Source organism: Virgisporangium aliadipatigenens (genome assembly GCF_016863615.1).
In the GTDB taxonomy this organism is placed as follows: domain Bacteria; phylum Actinomycetota; class Actinomycetes; order Mycobacteriales; family Micromonosporaceae; genus Virgisporangium; species Virgisporangium aliadipatigenens.
In genome coordinates this window covers 120,471-135,433 of the sequence record NZ_BOPF01000022.1, presented here as the reverse complement: position 1 = coordinate 135,433, position 14,963 = coordinate 120,471, and the positions used below count along the sequence as shown (strand labels likewise).

At 71.9% G+C, this 14,963-nt stretch carries 3 protein-coding genes; all 3 read left to right on the top strand.

Going from position 1 to position 14,963, the window contains the following annotated elements; all coding sequences use genetic code 11:
- Window positions 1-181 precede the first annotated feature (181 nt).
- The 3 genes from Val02_RS28230 to Val02_RS48290 all read left to right on the top strand — a co-directional run bounded on the left by Val02_RS28230 (window position 182) and on the right by Val02_RS48290 (window position 14,922).
- Window positions 182-2,764 carry a tetratricopeptide repeat protein gene (locus Val02_RS28230; RefSeq protein ID WP_203902265.1) on the top strand — a complete coding sequence of 861 codons (2,583 nt, stop codon included), beginning with the start codon at window positions 182-184 and terminating at the stop codon, window positions 2,762-2,764.
- Window positions 2,765-2,947: 183 nt separating this feature from the next.
- A complete protein-coding gene (locus Val02_RS28225; protein ID WP_203902264.1) occupies window positions 2,948-9,547 on the top strand; it encodes a LamG domain-containing protein in 6,600 nt (2,199 codons plus the stop codon).
- 2 nt (window positions 9,548-9,549) lie between these two features.
- Window positions 9,550-14,922 (top strand): RHS repeat-associated core domain-containing protein, encoded by a 5,373-nt coding sequence (locus Val02_RS48290; RefSeq protein WP_203902263.1) that lies wholly within the window; start codon window positions 9,550-9,552, stop codon window positions 14,920-14,922.
- The last annotated feature ends 41 nt before the right edge of the window (window positions 14,923-14,963 follow it).

Genomic DNA, 14,963 nt, shown 5'->3' with positions numbered 1-14,963 from the left:
ACGGGCTGCGCCATGAGTTCCGCCGAACTCGTTGCCGTGCGTCGATCCGACCTGGGTAGCCTGGAGCCGACTCAGGAAGGACTGTCGCGCATCGGTCGGCCTGACGGACGGATCCCGGACAACTCCGGACGCGTCGATATCGGCGGACCCGATCGCCACCCGGCCGGATCGTGGAGGACACATGAGCGGGACACCCCCACGACCGGCGTCCGACCCCGCCGATCCGGGACAGGCCCGCACGCTCGACGATCTCATCGAGATGCTGCGCTTGTTGAAGCTCTGGGCCGGCGATCCGTCCTACGGCACGATCACCACCCGGATCAACGCGGCCTGGACCGCGGCGGGTCGGCCGGCGAGCGAACTCACCAAGCGGACCACGGTCGCCGACTGCTTCCGCCCCGGGCGGCGGCGGCTCAACCACGACCTCTTCCTCGCCATCGTCGAGGTGCTGCACCCCGACAAGGGGTACCTCGCCCAGTGGCGGCAGGCGCTGCGCGTCGTCGGGGAGGGGCGCAACGCGGTGTCGCAGGTGCGGGTGCTCGACGCGCTGCCGCCGGACGTCGCCGACTTCACCGGCCGCGCCTTCGAACTCGACCGGCTGCACCGGCTCGCCCGCGACGCCTCTGCCGTGGTCGTGTCCGCGCTCGCGGGGATGGCCGGGGTGGGCAAGACCCAGCTCGCCGTCCACGCCGGCCACCTGCTGCTGCGCGCCGAGGTGTACGACCGGGTGCTCTTCGTCAACCTCCGCGGCTTCCACTCCGACGAGACGCAGCCGCCCGCCGATCCGTCCGCCGCGCTGGAGGGGTTCCTGCGGGTTCTCGGGGTGCCCGGCCAGCAGATTCCGCACGAACTCGAGGCGCGCGCGGCCATGTTCCAGGAACAGTTGACCGGCACCCGCACCCTCGTCGTCCTCGACGACGCGGCCGACGCCGACCAGGTTCGCCCGCTGGTGCCCGCCGTGTCGGGCTGCCTGGCCCTCATCACGAGCCGGCGGGAACTGGCCGAACTGCCCACGGCGACCCGGCTGACCGTCAACGTGTTCAGCCCCTCCGAGGCGGTGTCCTTCCTGAACCGGGCCGTCCCGGACGCCGTCGTGGGTACGGACGCCGACGCGGTGGAGCGCATCGCACTCCGCTGCGGTTATCTGCCGCTGGCCCTGAGCCTCATCGTCGGGCGGATCCGCAGCACGCCGCACTGGACGCTGAGCGATCACGCCGAACGCCTCGACGAGTGCCACCGCGACCGGCGCCTCGACAGCGGCGTCGAACTAGCGCTGCACCTGTCCTACCGGGATCTGCCCGAGGCCGAAAAGCGGCTGCTGCGGCTCGTGGCGCTGCATCCCGGCCAGGACTTCGACGTCTACGCCGCCGCGGCCGTCGCCGACACCGACCTGGAAACGACCCGGGTGGCGATCGACCACCTGTGCGACAACCACCTGATCCAGCGCGGCGCACCGGACCGGTACACCCTTCACGACCTCGTGCGCGCGTACGCCGTCGGGCGCGCCGGCGACGAGGACGCTCCCAAACGGCGCAGAGCCGCGACGGAACGGCTGTTGGACCACTACCTCGCCGTCTCGGCCAGGGCCATGGACCTGCTGCATCCCGCCGAGGCGCACCGCCGGCCGACGGTCCCGCCGCCGACCACCCCGGCGCCGCCGCTGGATTCCCCGGACGCCGCTCTGGAATGGCTCAACACGGAACGGCCGATCCTGGTCTCGGTCGTCGCGCACGCCGCGGCGCACGGCTGGCCGACCCACACCGTCATGCTCTCGCGGGTCCTGTTCAACTACCTCGACGGTGTGCACCGCAGCGACGCTCACACCGTCCACACGTACGCGTGTGACGCCGCCCGCCGCATCGGCGACCCCGTCGGGTACGCGCACGCGCTGACCAACCTCGCCACCGCGCAACGGCAGCTCGGCGGCTTCGACCCCGCCATCGAACGCTACGGCGAGGCGCTGACGCTCTTCCGTCAGGCCGGCGATCTGGCCGGCCAGGCGCGCGTGCTCGGGCTGCTCGGCCTGATCGAGGAACGCCGGGGCGCCTACCAGGCGGCCACCGAGCACTACCGGCTGGCGCTGGAGATGTTCGAACGGGCCGGGGACAGCCTCGGCGAGGCCAACGCGCTCAACTCCCTGGGCATGGTGCAGGCCCGGCTGGGGCGGCACACGCAGGCCGTCGCCCTCTACCGGCAGGCGCTGGAGATCTACCGGCAGATCGGGGACCGGGTCGGCGAGGCCAACGCGCTCAACGTTCTGGGCGAGGTCTCGGTGCACCTGGGTCGACCCGAACAGGCCGTCGACTACCTTCGACAGGCTCTGACGCTGTCCCGGCAGGTCGGTGACCGCTACGGCGAGGCGTCCACATTGGACACCCTCGGCATCCTGCACGCCGAACTCGGTCAGCTGGTCGAGGCGACCGAGCAGTACCAGCAGGCCTTGGCGATCCTGCGCGACATCGGAGAGCCGCACGGCGAGGCGCACGTACTCAACAGTCTCGGCGACACCGCGCGGGCCGGCGGCCAGTTCTCGACCGCGCTCGCGCACTACACCGCCGCGCACGCCATCGCGGAGGACATCGGCGCGCGCTATCAGCAGGCGCGGGCGCAGGCCGGGCTGGGCCACGTTCACCAGGGTCGCGGCGAGCTGTCCGACGCGTATCGGCACTTCCAGGCCGCCCTGGAGCACTACGAAGCCGTCGGCACGCCCGAGGCCGAGGAGATCCGCGCCTACCTGGTCGAGGAGTTCCGACCGACCACCTGAACGGTGGCGCCGACAGCGGGGCGACAGCAACGCGTCAGCAGGACGTCAGCGCGGTGAACCAGACTGCGCGGGCGGCGGCCGCCAGCTGACGGGACGCCGCCTCATGTGACGCGCCATCGGGGGATACAAGTGCGAACACTGTGGTACCGGGTCGCCTTAGCCGTAGCCATTGTCGCCTCGTCCATGGTGGTGATCACGCGGTCCGCGCCGCAGGCGCCGACCGGACCGGTCCTGACCACGGCGCCGGACCAGGCCACCGCCCGCGAACTGGCCCGCAAGCAGCGGATCCCGGTGGTCGCGGCGGACCAGACGACGCAGACCCGGCTGGTCAAGGCCATGCCGGACGGCTCGATGACGGCGGCGGTGACCAATGTGCCGGTACGCGTCCGGCGGGCGGGTCGCTGGGTGGATGTCGACGCGACCCTGGAGCGGCGCGCGGACGGTACCGTCGCGCCGCGCGCCGTCGACGCCGACTATGTGTTCTCCGGCGGCGGGTCGGAGCAACCGCTGGTGCGCTCCTCGGTGGCCGGTGGTTCCCTCGGTTACCGGTGGCCGGGCGCGTTGCCGGAGCCGGAGTTGGTCGGCACGCTGGCCGTCTACCGGGACGTGTTTCCCGGGGTGGATCTGACGCTGCGCGCCGATCCGACCGGATATGCCAAGCAGTTGGTCGTGCACAGCGCCGAGGCGGCGCGCAATCCGGCGCTGCGCAGCATCCGTTTCGGTGTGGAGACGACGGGCCTTTCGCTGAAGGTGCGCTCCGACGGCGGGACCGAGGTGCGTGCGGGGGGCGGCGACGTCGTGCTGGGGAGTTCGTCACCGCTGATGTGGGAGCACAGCGGATCCGGGGCGCAGGGTCCGGGGGAGGGGGCCAAGCGGGCCCCGGTCAAGGCGGTCGCGGACGCCGAGAGTCTTTCCCTGGAACCGGCACCCGACTTCTTCGACGATCCGGCGGTGCGCTATCCCGTCGTCATCGATCCGAGCGAACATCTGGCGGGAAGGTCGGACTGGGCGATCGTGTTCAGCGGCAAAGCGGATCAGAGTTACTGGTACGGAGACGGCGACGGCCTGGGCAAGGTCGGCCGTTGTCCGACGCTGCTGGGCGGCGACTGCCGGGGTATCGGCGTGGCGCGCGCCTACTACAGCTTCGACACGTCGTTCCTGGCCGGCCGCACCATCATCGACTCGGACTACACCAAGCTGTCGATCAACATCAACGCCGGCGCCGACTGCACGGCCCGCGGCCAGTCCCTCTACCGGTACGACGGCAATATCTGGCCGTCCATGACGTGGAACAGCCAGCCCGGGATGAGCCGGGTCGCCGGCACGAACGTCGGATGTTCCGGTGACGCGGTGTGGAAGCTCGGCACCGGGGTCCGGCTCGGCGGCTACACCTCGTACGCGGTCATCGCCGACAACGAGAACGACACCAGAGACGGGCAGCTGCACTGGCGCAAGTACGCGCACGCTGCGTGGCTGTACGTGAAGTTCAACACCCCGCCGAATCTCCCCGACGACGTGCGCGTCGACCCCGGACTGCCGGCACCGTGCCGGTGGTGCGGCGGGGTGCCGTACGTCGACGACTCGACGATCGCCCTGCAGGCCGCGCTCACCGACCCGGATCAGGGGGAACAGCTCTACGCCGACTGGGACGTCTACCACGACGGCAAGAAGGAGGAGTACCGGCCGGGTGGCACCCTGGGTTCGGGCAACTGGCACACCCACCGGGTCGACCTGAGGAACTGGGACGGGCAGACCATCGCCTGGTACGTACGCCCCCGCGACGGGCTGCCGGGCGGCGAGGGACCGTGGCGCCTCGGACCCGGCCCGTTCGTGGTCGACGTGACCCGGCCCGCCGCGGAACCGACCGTGACGAGCGCCGCGTACCCGGCCGACGACCGCTGGCACGGCGGCGCGGCCGTACCCGGCTCGTTCACCTTCGGCGCGAACGGCGTCACCGACGTCGACCATTACCTGTACGGCTGGGGCGACTCGCCGGGCACACCCGTCGACGCGGACGCGTTGGGCGGTTCGGCGACGGTCACGCTCACCCCGCCCGGGGACGGGCCACGCGACCTCTACGTGCAGAGCGTCGACCGGGGCGGCAACCGCAGCGAGAAGCGGATCCACCACGTCTACGTGCGGCCCGGCAACGGCCCGCTGGCGCAGTGGTCGTTCGAGGGCGACGCCGAGGACAGCGCGTATCTCGGCTGGCGTGACGGCAACCTGCTCGGCGGCGCGACCTACGCGGCCGGCGCGGTGGGCACGGGGGTGAGCCTGGACGGCTCGTCGGGTGGGGTCGTCGTGCCGAACGGCACCCGCACCGACGCGAGCTTCTCGGTCTCGGCGTGGGCGAAGATCAGTTCGTTGGACCCCACCAGCGCCACGGTCGTCAGCCAGAGCGGCGCGAACAACGTCGGCTTCTCCGTGCAGTACGAGAAGTGGAACGACCGCTTCGTCTTCGTGCTGCCGCGAACCGACGCGGCGCAGGCGCCGGCCGACTTCGTTCGCGCACCCGCCCGGCCGGTCGCCGGCGAGTGGACCCATTTCGCCGGGGTGTACGACGCGAACCAGAAGCGGATCTTCTTCTACGTCAACGGGGTGCTGGCCGGTTCGGCGCCGCGCAACCCGACCTGGACCGCGAACGGACCTCTGCGGATCGGGCACTACACGAACGGTGGCGCCACCGCCGGCCCGTTCCCCGGGATGATCGACGAGGTCAAGCTGTACGACCGGCCGCTGTCGGCCGAGGAGGTGCGGGCGCAGGTCGGCACCGACAACGTGCAGACCGGCTACTGGAAGTTCGACGACGACGCGGCGTCGCGGACGGCGGCCAACGCGGTCCCGGGCGGCGCGGCGGGGGTGCGTAACGGCAACGCCTCCTTCGTGCCCGGCCCGGTCGCCGGTGCGGTGCGCCTGGCCGGCGGTGACGACCACGTCACCATGAACGGTCCGGTCGTGCGTACCGACCAGAGCTTCACCGTGGCCGGTTGGCTGACGCCCGACCGGGCGCCGTCGAGCGGTAACAACCACACCGCGATCTCGCAGGACGGCGAGGTCAACAGCGGCTTCTTCCTCGGGTACCGCAACGTCGACGGCGGCGTGTGGGAGTTCCACCTGCCGTCCGCCGACGCGGGTCCCGGCCGTCCCGGCGACACCGTGCTGCGAAGCGGTGCGGGCTCGGCGGTGGTCGGCCGGTCGGTGCACGTCGCGGGCGTTCACGACGCGTCGACCGGCACGGTGTCGCTGTACGTCGACGGCCGGTTGGCCGGCACCACGACCCGCACCGGCGGGTTCAACGCCACGGGGGCGTTCCGCGTCGGTGGTGGGCTGTGGGAGGGACAGCGCACCAACCCGTGGTTCGGCACGGTCGACGAGGTGCGCACCTACAACCGCGTGGTGTCCGAGGCGGAGTTGCAGGGCCTGGTGAGTCGGGACGCGGTCGCGGTGGCGCGCTGGTCGTTCGACGGCAATCTGGTGGCGGACCCGACCGCCTTCAGCGGTCGGCACGGTGGCCCGGCGGTCGACTACGCCGGGGGCCAGTCCACCTTCCCGCAGCCGAACGACCTGGCGGTGCGCCTCGACGGCGGCACGACCTACGTCAGCGCGAAGCACGCGGTGGACACCGGTCGCAGCTTCTCCGTCGCGGCCTGGGCGCGGCTGGACCGCGCGGGCGCGCAGGCGACGGTGGTGTCGCAGGACGGCGGCCGGATCGCTCCGTTCCGGCTCCAGGCCCGACCCGACGGCACCTGGTCGGTCGCGGTGTTCGACCGCGACGACGAGTCCGCCGCGGTTCCCGTCGAGGTCGCCGGGTCGCCGGCGCAGATCGGCGCGTGGACGCACCTGGCGATGACCTACAACGCGGTGAGCCGTCGCGTGGAGTTGTACGTGAACGGGATTCTGGTGGGAGCGCGGGACGGGGTGAACGTGTTCGCGTCGACCGACGGGGACCTGCAGATCGGCGCCGCCAAGTGGGCCGGGAACCGGACGGGCTTCTTCCCCGGCGCGATCGACGACGTGTCGGTGTGGTCCCGTCCGCTGTTCGCCGACGAAATCGTCACGATGGCCGGGCGCGACCTGAGCCTGGTGCACGAGTGGAAACTCGACGAGCCGAGCGGTGGCAACGCGGCCGACTCGGTGGGCGCGCGCGGCGGCACCCGTTCCGGCGACGTCGGCCCCACCGCCGGGCGGATCGGCAACGCCGTGCACCTGGACGGCGGCGGCGGAGCGGTCACCACGCCGGGCGTGGACGTGCGCACCGACAAGGCGTTCACCGTCGCCGCCTGGGTGAAGGTGGCGCCCACCGACTGCGCGGCCCGGCCGGCCACGATGGCCGCGGTCACGGTCGACGGCGGTACCGGCAGCAAGTTCCGGCTCGGTCACCTCGTCGACGACGACCAGTACCAGTGCGGCGCCTGGTTCTTCGAGATGCCGGAGGCCGACCAGGTGACCGTGACGAAGGCGTCGATCGCCACCCGCCTCGACGAGGTCGGCGACTGGGTGCACCTGGTCGGGGTGTACGACCCGGCCGCCAAGCTGGTGGTGCTGTACGTCAACGGCAGCCGCCACGACGAGGGCACCCTCAACACCCCATGGCAGGCGACCGGCGGACTCGTCATCGGGCGCGGCGAGTCCGGCGGCCAGCCGAACGGGTACTGGACCGGCGACGTCGACGAGGTGCGCCTGTACACCGGTGCGCTGGACGCCAAGCGGGTCGCGGGCGTCTACGCCGCCTACCCGGCGCAGCAGGGTTCGACCGCGGTGCCCGCGCCGGACGCCGGCCACTGGAAGCTCGACGAGAACACCGGTGCGACACTCGCCGACTCGAGCGGCAAGGGCCACCCGGCGACGCTCAAGGGCGGCTGGTCGTGGGTCGGTGGGCGGGACGGCTACGGCGTGCTGCTCGACGGTTCGACCGGATATGCCGAGACCGGCAGCGCGGCCCTCGACACCGCTCGCAGCTTCACCGCGACGGCCTGGGTCTACCAGACCACCGACGACGGGGCGAACCGCGCGGTGCTGGGCCAGGACGGCCAACGGGTGAGCGCCTTCCAGCTGCGCTACCAGGGCGACGTCAAACGGTGGGCCGTGGTCGTGCCGCGCGCCGACCAGGACAACCCGCAGGTCGTCACGCTGCTGTCGACCGAGCCGGTCGCGGTCGGCGAGTGGACCCAGCTCGCGGTCACCTACGACGCCGACCTCGGGCAGCTGCGCCTGTACGTCAACGGGGTCCTGTCCGCCGTCCAGGTCGGGGTGGTCGTGCCGCGCTCGACCGGACCGGTGTCGATCGGCCGGGCCAGGTGGAACGGCGCCGCCACCGGCCTGCTGGCCCGGGGCGTCGACGACGTGCGCCTGTACCAGCAGGTCCTCTCCGCCGGGCAGCTGCGGCGGATGCACGACCAGGCCACCGACGTGACCTACGAGATGTACCGGTTCGACGACGACACGACCCGCGACACCTCGTGGCGCCGCAACGACGCGACGGCGTCGGGCGGTGTGACCTACGGTCCCGGCATCACGGGTCGGGCGGCGCGGCTCGACGGCACCGGCGCGGCGACGGCGGCGTACAGCGGCGTGAACATGCGCGACAGCTTCAGCGTGAGCGCCTGGGTCAGTCTCGCCCGCGACGACGTGACGGGAACGGCCGTGAGTCAGGACGGCAGCCGCAACAGCGGGTTCGTGCTGCAGTACCGCGCCGGTCTCAAGCGGTGGGTCTTCGGGCAGGCCGGCTCCGACGCCGACGGCGCGCCGATGGTGTACGTCGCCGCCCAGCAGGCACCGGTGGTGAACCAGTGGAGCCACGTCGCCGGCGTGTACGACCACGCGGCGAGACAGCTGCGCCTCTACGTGGACGGCAAGCTCGTCGGTACCCGTGACGACGTCGTGCTGTGGACGGCCACCGGCAAGCTGGTGCTGGGCCGCGCGAAGGTCGACGGGGCGCCGGCGCAGCACCTCGTCGGCGGCATCGACGAGGTGCGGATCGGGTACGGGCTGCCGACCGAGGAACGCAGCGCCGCCCGGGCCGGTTGGCCGGGCGCGCACAAGGATCAGTTCGGCCGCTACGTCAACGCCGCCGGCGAGCACTACACCGCCGGCACCGGGACGACGCCGCGCGACGGGTACCGGGTCGAGGAGGTGCTCGGCCGCCCCGCGGCGAGCGGGCCGAACACCGCGATGCTGTACGCCTGCCGATCGGGCGGCGACTACTTCAGCTCCACCGACCAAGCGTGCGAGGGCGCCACGAACGTGGGCGAGACCGGTCTCGTCTACACCGTCCCGCCGACCAACATCCCCACCGTCGCGCTGTACCGATGCGTGAACGGCGGCGACCGGTTCGACTCCCGGGCCGCGGACTGCGGCGGCGCCGGCAAACAGGCCACCCTCGGGTACGCCGTCGCCTACACGGCGCTGAGTCGCTACTACCACCAGGACGTCGCCGAACACCACACCACGACGGCCGCGGCCCCACCCGGCTACCGGCTGGAGGGCCCGCACGGGTTCCTCGCGCTTACTCCGGTGAACGGCACGGTGCCGCTGTACGCCTGCCTCGACGGCGGCGACCAGTTCGTCGCGACCGACGCCGCCTGCGGCGGCAGGACGGTGACGGGCCAACTCGGCCGGCTGTGGGCGCAGGCGCCGACCGGAGCGGAGAGCAGACCGCTGTACCGCTGCGCGATCAACGGGCAGCGTTTCACCTCCAACTCGGCCACCTGTGAGGGCTTCACGGTGGAGGGCCTGCTCGGGTACGTCCTCGTCAACCCGCCGACCACGACCGCGGAGTTCTGAGCATGAAACCTCGAAGGATGATGGCCGCGTTCTGGGTCGGGACGATCGCCGCGACCGGCATCGTCGCCACGCTGCCCACGGCCGCGGCGGCCGAGCCGTCGGGCCGACCGGAGACCGTCGGGTCGGTGCCGGTCACCAAGGTCGGCATGACGGGCCGCGCGCTCGACGAGGCGGCGCTCAACGCGCTGACCAGGAACCAGCCGGGTGCGGGCGACAAGGGCGGTGCCGGCGCCCCGACCGCCACTCCGCTGACGCCGTCGGGCACCTGGCAGGTCTCTCCGCAGTTGGGCCAGTTCACCTGGTCGTACCCGTTGCGGGTGCCGCCGGTGCCGGGTGGGCTCGCGCCGAGCCTGGCGCTGACGTACTCGTCGGGCGCGGTGGACGGGCGGACCAGCGTCACCAACAACCAGGCGTCGTGGGTGGGCGACGGCTGGGACCTCTCCGTCGGCCATCTCGACCGTGCCTATCTGCCGTGCAAGCAGGGTCCCGACCTGTGCTGGCGCACCGACAACGCGACCGCGGTGTTCGGTGGGGGCGGTGGCGGTCCGTTGGTCAAGGACGGCGAGGGTTACTGGCGTCTCAAGTTCGACGACGGCAGCCGGATCGAACGTCGTACCGGGGTGGCCAACGGCGACAACGACGGCGAGCACTGGGTCGTGACCAAGGTCGACGGCACGAGGTACTTCTACGGCTCGCGCCCGGAGGCCGGGTCGACCTGGACCGTGCCGGTGCGCGGCGACGACAGCCAGGAGCCCTGCGAGGGCACCCGATGCGACCAGGCGTGGCGATGGAACCTGGACAAGGTCGTCGACCGGCACGGCAACACCGTCCTGTACGGCTATACGACGGAGACCGCCTCCTACGGCACCCCGGCGGCGAACTATGTGCGCGGCGGGTACCTGCGTAGCGCGGAGTACGGCCCACCGGTGGGCGGCGCCTGGTCCGCCCGGGTGGACTTCGCCGTCGCCGACCGGTGCGTGCCGGGTAGCGAGTGCGTCAGCACCAAGCCCCAGAACTGGCCGGACGTCCCGTGGAACGCCGACCGGGCGGCACCGTCGTTCTGGATCACCAAGCGGCTGGAACGGGTCACCACCAGCGTGCTCAAGAACGGCAAGCACGAGCCGGTCGACTCGTGGACGCTGGAGCACAGCTTCCCCTACTCCGGCGACGACGCCACCCGGGCGGCGTTGTGGCTGCGTTCCGTCGCGCACACCGGTCACGTCGGCGGCGAGGCCAAACTTCCCGCCGTGACGTTCGAGGGCCGGCGGTTGGGCAACCGGGTGCCGCTGGCCGACGAACTGGCGCCGCTGAACCGGTACCGGGTCAGCGCGGTGGTCTCCGAGAGCGGTGGCGTCATCGACGTGAAGTACCGGGACCCGGACTGCGACCCGTCGAACCTGCCGGCGAGCGCGGAGTCCAACACCACACTCTGCTACCCGGTGCGCTGGACCCCGCCGGGCGCCACGACCGAACGCACCGACTGGTTCCGGCGGTACGTGGTGTCCCAGGTGGACGAACTGGATCGGCTGGGCACCGGCGTGCCGGTCACGACCCGGTACGAGTACCACGACGGCGCCGCCTGGCACTACGACACCTCGGAACTCACCGAGGACGCCAAGCGCACCTGGAACGAGTTCCGTGGCTTCGGCCGGGTACGGGTGCTCCGCGGCGCCGACGGCGACCAGGGCGGACCGGTCACCATGGCCGAGACGAAGTACTACCGCGGCATGGACGGCGACACGCTGCCCCGCGACGGCCGGCGCGCGAGCACGGTCGACGACGGCGTGAACGGCCCCCGCGCCGACGCCGACTGGCTCGCCGGTTTCCCGTACTACGAGGCGACCCACCTGGGCGTGGACGGCGCGGTGCTGACCCGGACCGTGCACACTCCGACCTGGCAGGGGCCGACCGCGACGCGGGGAAAGCTGCAGTCGTACCTCGTCACGAACGGGCAGAGCCGCACCTTCACGGCGCTGGCCGCCGGCGGCTGGCGGGAGACCCGGGTCGACCGCTCCTACGACAACCGTAAGCAGCTGACCGCCACCAGCGATCTCGGCGACGCGGCGACCGACTCCGACGACCGGTGCACCACCGTCTCGTACGTCCGCAACACCGACGACTGGATCGTGGATCGCGCGTCCGAGACCGAGACGACCGCGGCTGCCTGCGGGGTCACGGGTGCCGCGCGGCTGTCGGCGACCCGCACGTCGTACGACGGCAAGGCGCACGGTGCCGCACCGGTCGTCGGCGACCCGACGCTCGTCGAGGTCGCCACGGAAACCGGCTTCCAGCAGCAGTCACGCGCCGAGTACGACACCTTCGGCCGGCCGCTCAAGCGGTTCGACGCGCTCGACCGGGCCACCACCACGGCATACGAGCCGGAGACCGGGCCGGTGACGCGCACGGTGCAGACCAACGCCCTGGGCCACACCGTGGCCACCACCCACGAGCCGGCCTGGGGCAGCGTGCTGACGAGCACCGACGCCAACGGCAAGGTCACCGAGAACACCTACGACCCGCTCGGCCGGCTGACCGAGGTGTGGCTGCCGAACCGGCCCAGGGCCACCAACAGGCAGGGCAACTCCCGGTTCAGCTACACCATCCGGGCCGACGGGCCGTCCGTGGTCTCCACCACGATCATCGGACCGAACGGGAACTACCTCACCACCAACACGCTGTACGACGGGCTGCTGCGGACGCGGCAGGTGCAGCGTCCCGCGTCCGGCGGCGGCCGGCTCATCACCGACACCCGCTACGACAGCCAGGGTCGGGCGTTCAAGATCACCGGCGCCTACGCCAACGACGCGGCGGTGGACGGCCAGATCTGGCAGGCGCACGACGGCGAGACACCCGCCATCACGTGGACCACCCACGACGGGGCCGGGCGGGTCGTGGCGACCGAACTCCGGGTGCTCGGCACGCTCAGCCAGCGCACCACCACCGAGTACGGCGGCGACCGGGTGACCGTGACGCCGCCCGACGGCGGACCCGCACGCACCACCGTCGTCGACGGCCACGGCCGGACCGTCGAGATTGTCCAAAGTGGACAGACGACGCGGTACACCTACACCCGGACCGGTCAACTCGCGACCGTCGCCGACGCGGCCGGCAACACCTGGCGCTACACCTACGACATGCTGGGCCGGCAGACCGGAGCCGAGGACGTCGACAACGGGACCTCGACGGTCGGCTACGACCGGGCCGGGCAGCGCGTCAGCACCACCGACAGCCGCGGGATCACGCTCCACTACGAGTACGACCCGCTCGGTCGCCCGACCGCGGTGCGCCGCGGCGACACGCCGCTCGCCACGTGGACCTACGACACGGCGACGAACGGGATCGGCCTGCCCGCCAGGTCGACCAGGTTCGACGAGCGCGGAAACGCTTATCCGACCGAGGTTCTCGGGTACTCGGCGCTGCGGAAGGTGACCCGCACGCAGGTGGTCGTTCCCGAGACCGCGCAGACCCTGGTGGGCACCTACACCACCGGTTACAGCTACAACGTCGACGGCAGCGTCAAGGAGGAGGTGCTGCCGGCCGTGGGGGACCTGAAGCGGGAGATCGTCACGCACACCTACGACGACGGCGGCCAGCCCGCGAAGACCTACGGCGGGTATGACGGGCACACCTCCTGGTACGTCGGCGCGACCACCCACACCCGCTACGGCGAGGCCACCCAGCTCCAGCTCGGCGACCCGGAAGGCACCGGCCGGGTGTGGCTCACCACGCACCGGCAGACCGGCACCCGTTGGGTGGAAAGGGAAATCGTCGACGCCGAGGTCGCCGCGCCGCTGCAGGCCGACACGCGATACACCTACGACGCGGCCCGGAACATCACCTCGGTGGTGACCACGGCGCCGGAGCTGGCCGCCGACCGGCAATGCTTCCGCTACGACGGCCAGCGCCGCCTGTCCGACGCCTGGACGCCGAACGCCCCGACCTGCGGCACACCCGACGCCACCTCGCTCGGCGGCCCCGCGCCCTACCTGCGCTCCTACACCTACGACACGGCCGGCAACCGGACCGGCGACGGCGCCCGCACCTACACCTACGGAGCCGGCCACCGGCTGGCCACAGCGGTAGCCGGCGCCAAGGTCGACGCGTTCGGCTACGACGCCGCGGGCAACACCGTCGACCGGGCGGGGCAGGAACTCGCCTGGGACCCGCTGGGCCGCCTGGACCGCGCCGGCGACACCCGGTTCAGCTACACCGCCGACGGCAACCGGCTGCTGCGCCACGACCCGAACGGGACCACCCTCTACCTCCCCGGGCAGGAACTGCGCCTGGACGCCGCCACCGGAACGCTCACCGGCACCCGGTACTACCGCCACGGCGGGAAGACCGTGGCGGCACGGGTGGGCGGGCAGCTCACGTGGCTCGTCACGGACCGTCAGAACACCCCGTACCTGGCCGTCGACTCGACCAGCCTGAAGGTGGCGCGCCGCCGGTTCGACCCCTTCGGCGCACCGCGCGGGACGTCCGACCCGTTCCCGACGGAACTGGGCTTCCTCGGCGGAACCCGGGACGACGCCACCGGCCTGACCCACCTCGGGGCCCGCGAGTACGACCCCGCGTCGGGCCGGTTCACCTCGGTCGACCCGCTCCTGGTGCCGAACGAGCCGCAGCAGCTCAACGCCTACGGCTACGCGAACAACAACCCGATCGCGTACAGCGACCCGTCCGGCCTCATCATGTGCCCGGACAACGACTGCCGGAACCTGCCGCGGAAATCCTCGAGCAGCAGCAGCACCCCGTCCGGTACGACGAACAGCGGCAGCGCCGGCAAGTCCGGGACCTACCCGGGCCAGTGCCCGCCCTATGCACCCGGCTGCGCGTCCGCCAAGGCCCCCGCCACGGCGTCGAAGTTCGCACCGTGCAAGCCCCCGCCGGAGAAGCCCCAGGAGAAGCGGGGTAACTGGTCGTTCTCGTTCTGTCTCGGCACGAGCTTCCAGTTCCTGACCGGCATCGCGACCGAGAGCTGCACAGCAATCGACTCGCGGGGCTTCGGCTGGTCGACCGGCAAGAAGTTCTACTACGGCCCCGGCGCGGGCTTCAGCGGAACCATCGGCATCAAGGGGTCCAACGCCGACATCGAAGGCCTCGGCGGCGGCGAGACGAACTTCGGCGGAGACGCCCGGCTGGGCCCGGTCGACTTCGGCCTCGAGGGAGGCATCAGCGACGACAAGTCCGTCGCGCTCGGTGCGGCCGCGGGCCCGGGCGTCGGGATCGGGTACGGCGCGTTCGTGGGCCGGGGGGAGTCCAACTCCGGCTACTACTTCACGTGGGACCAGCCGACGAACGCTCCCAACCCCTTCGGTACGACGCCGGAGATCGGCTACGGCGACGCCGACGTCGGCATAGTGCCCGGGCTCTGAGGCGGTCGAACGGAAGCGAGGAGGCGGGGTCGCCTCCTCGC

Excerpts from the sequence above, each read along its gene's own strand:
- Val02_RS28230 (WP_203902265.1), top strand. The coding sequence starts at position 182 with ATGAGCGGGACACCCCCACGACCGGCGTCCGACCCCGCCGATCCGGGA.
- Val02_RS28225 (WP_203902264.1), top strand. The coding sequence starts at position 2,948 with ATGGTGGTGATCACGCGGTCCGCGCCGCAGGCGCCGACCGGACCGGTC.
- Val02_RS48290 (WP_203902263.1), top strand. The coding sequence starts at position 9,550 with ATGAAACCTCGAAGGATGATGGCCGCGTTCTGGGTCGGGACGATCGCC.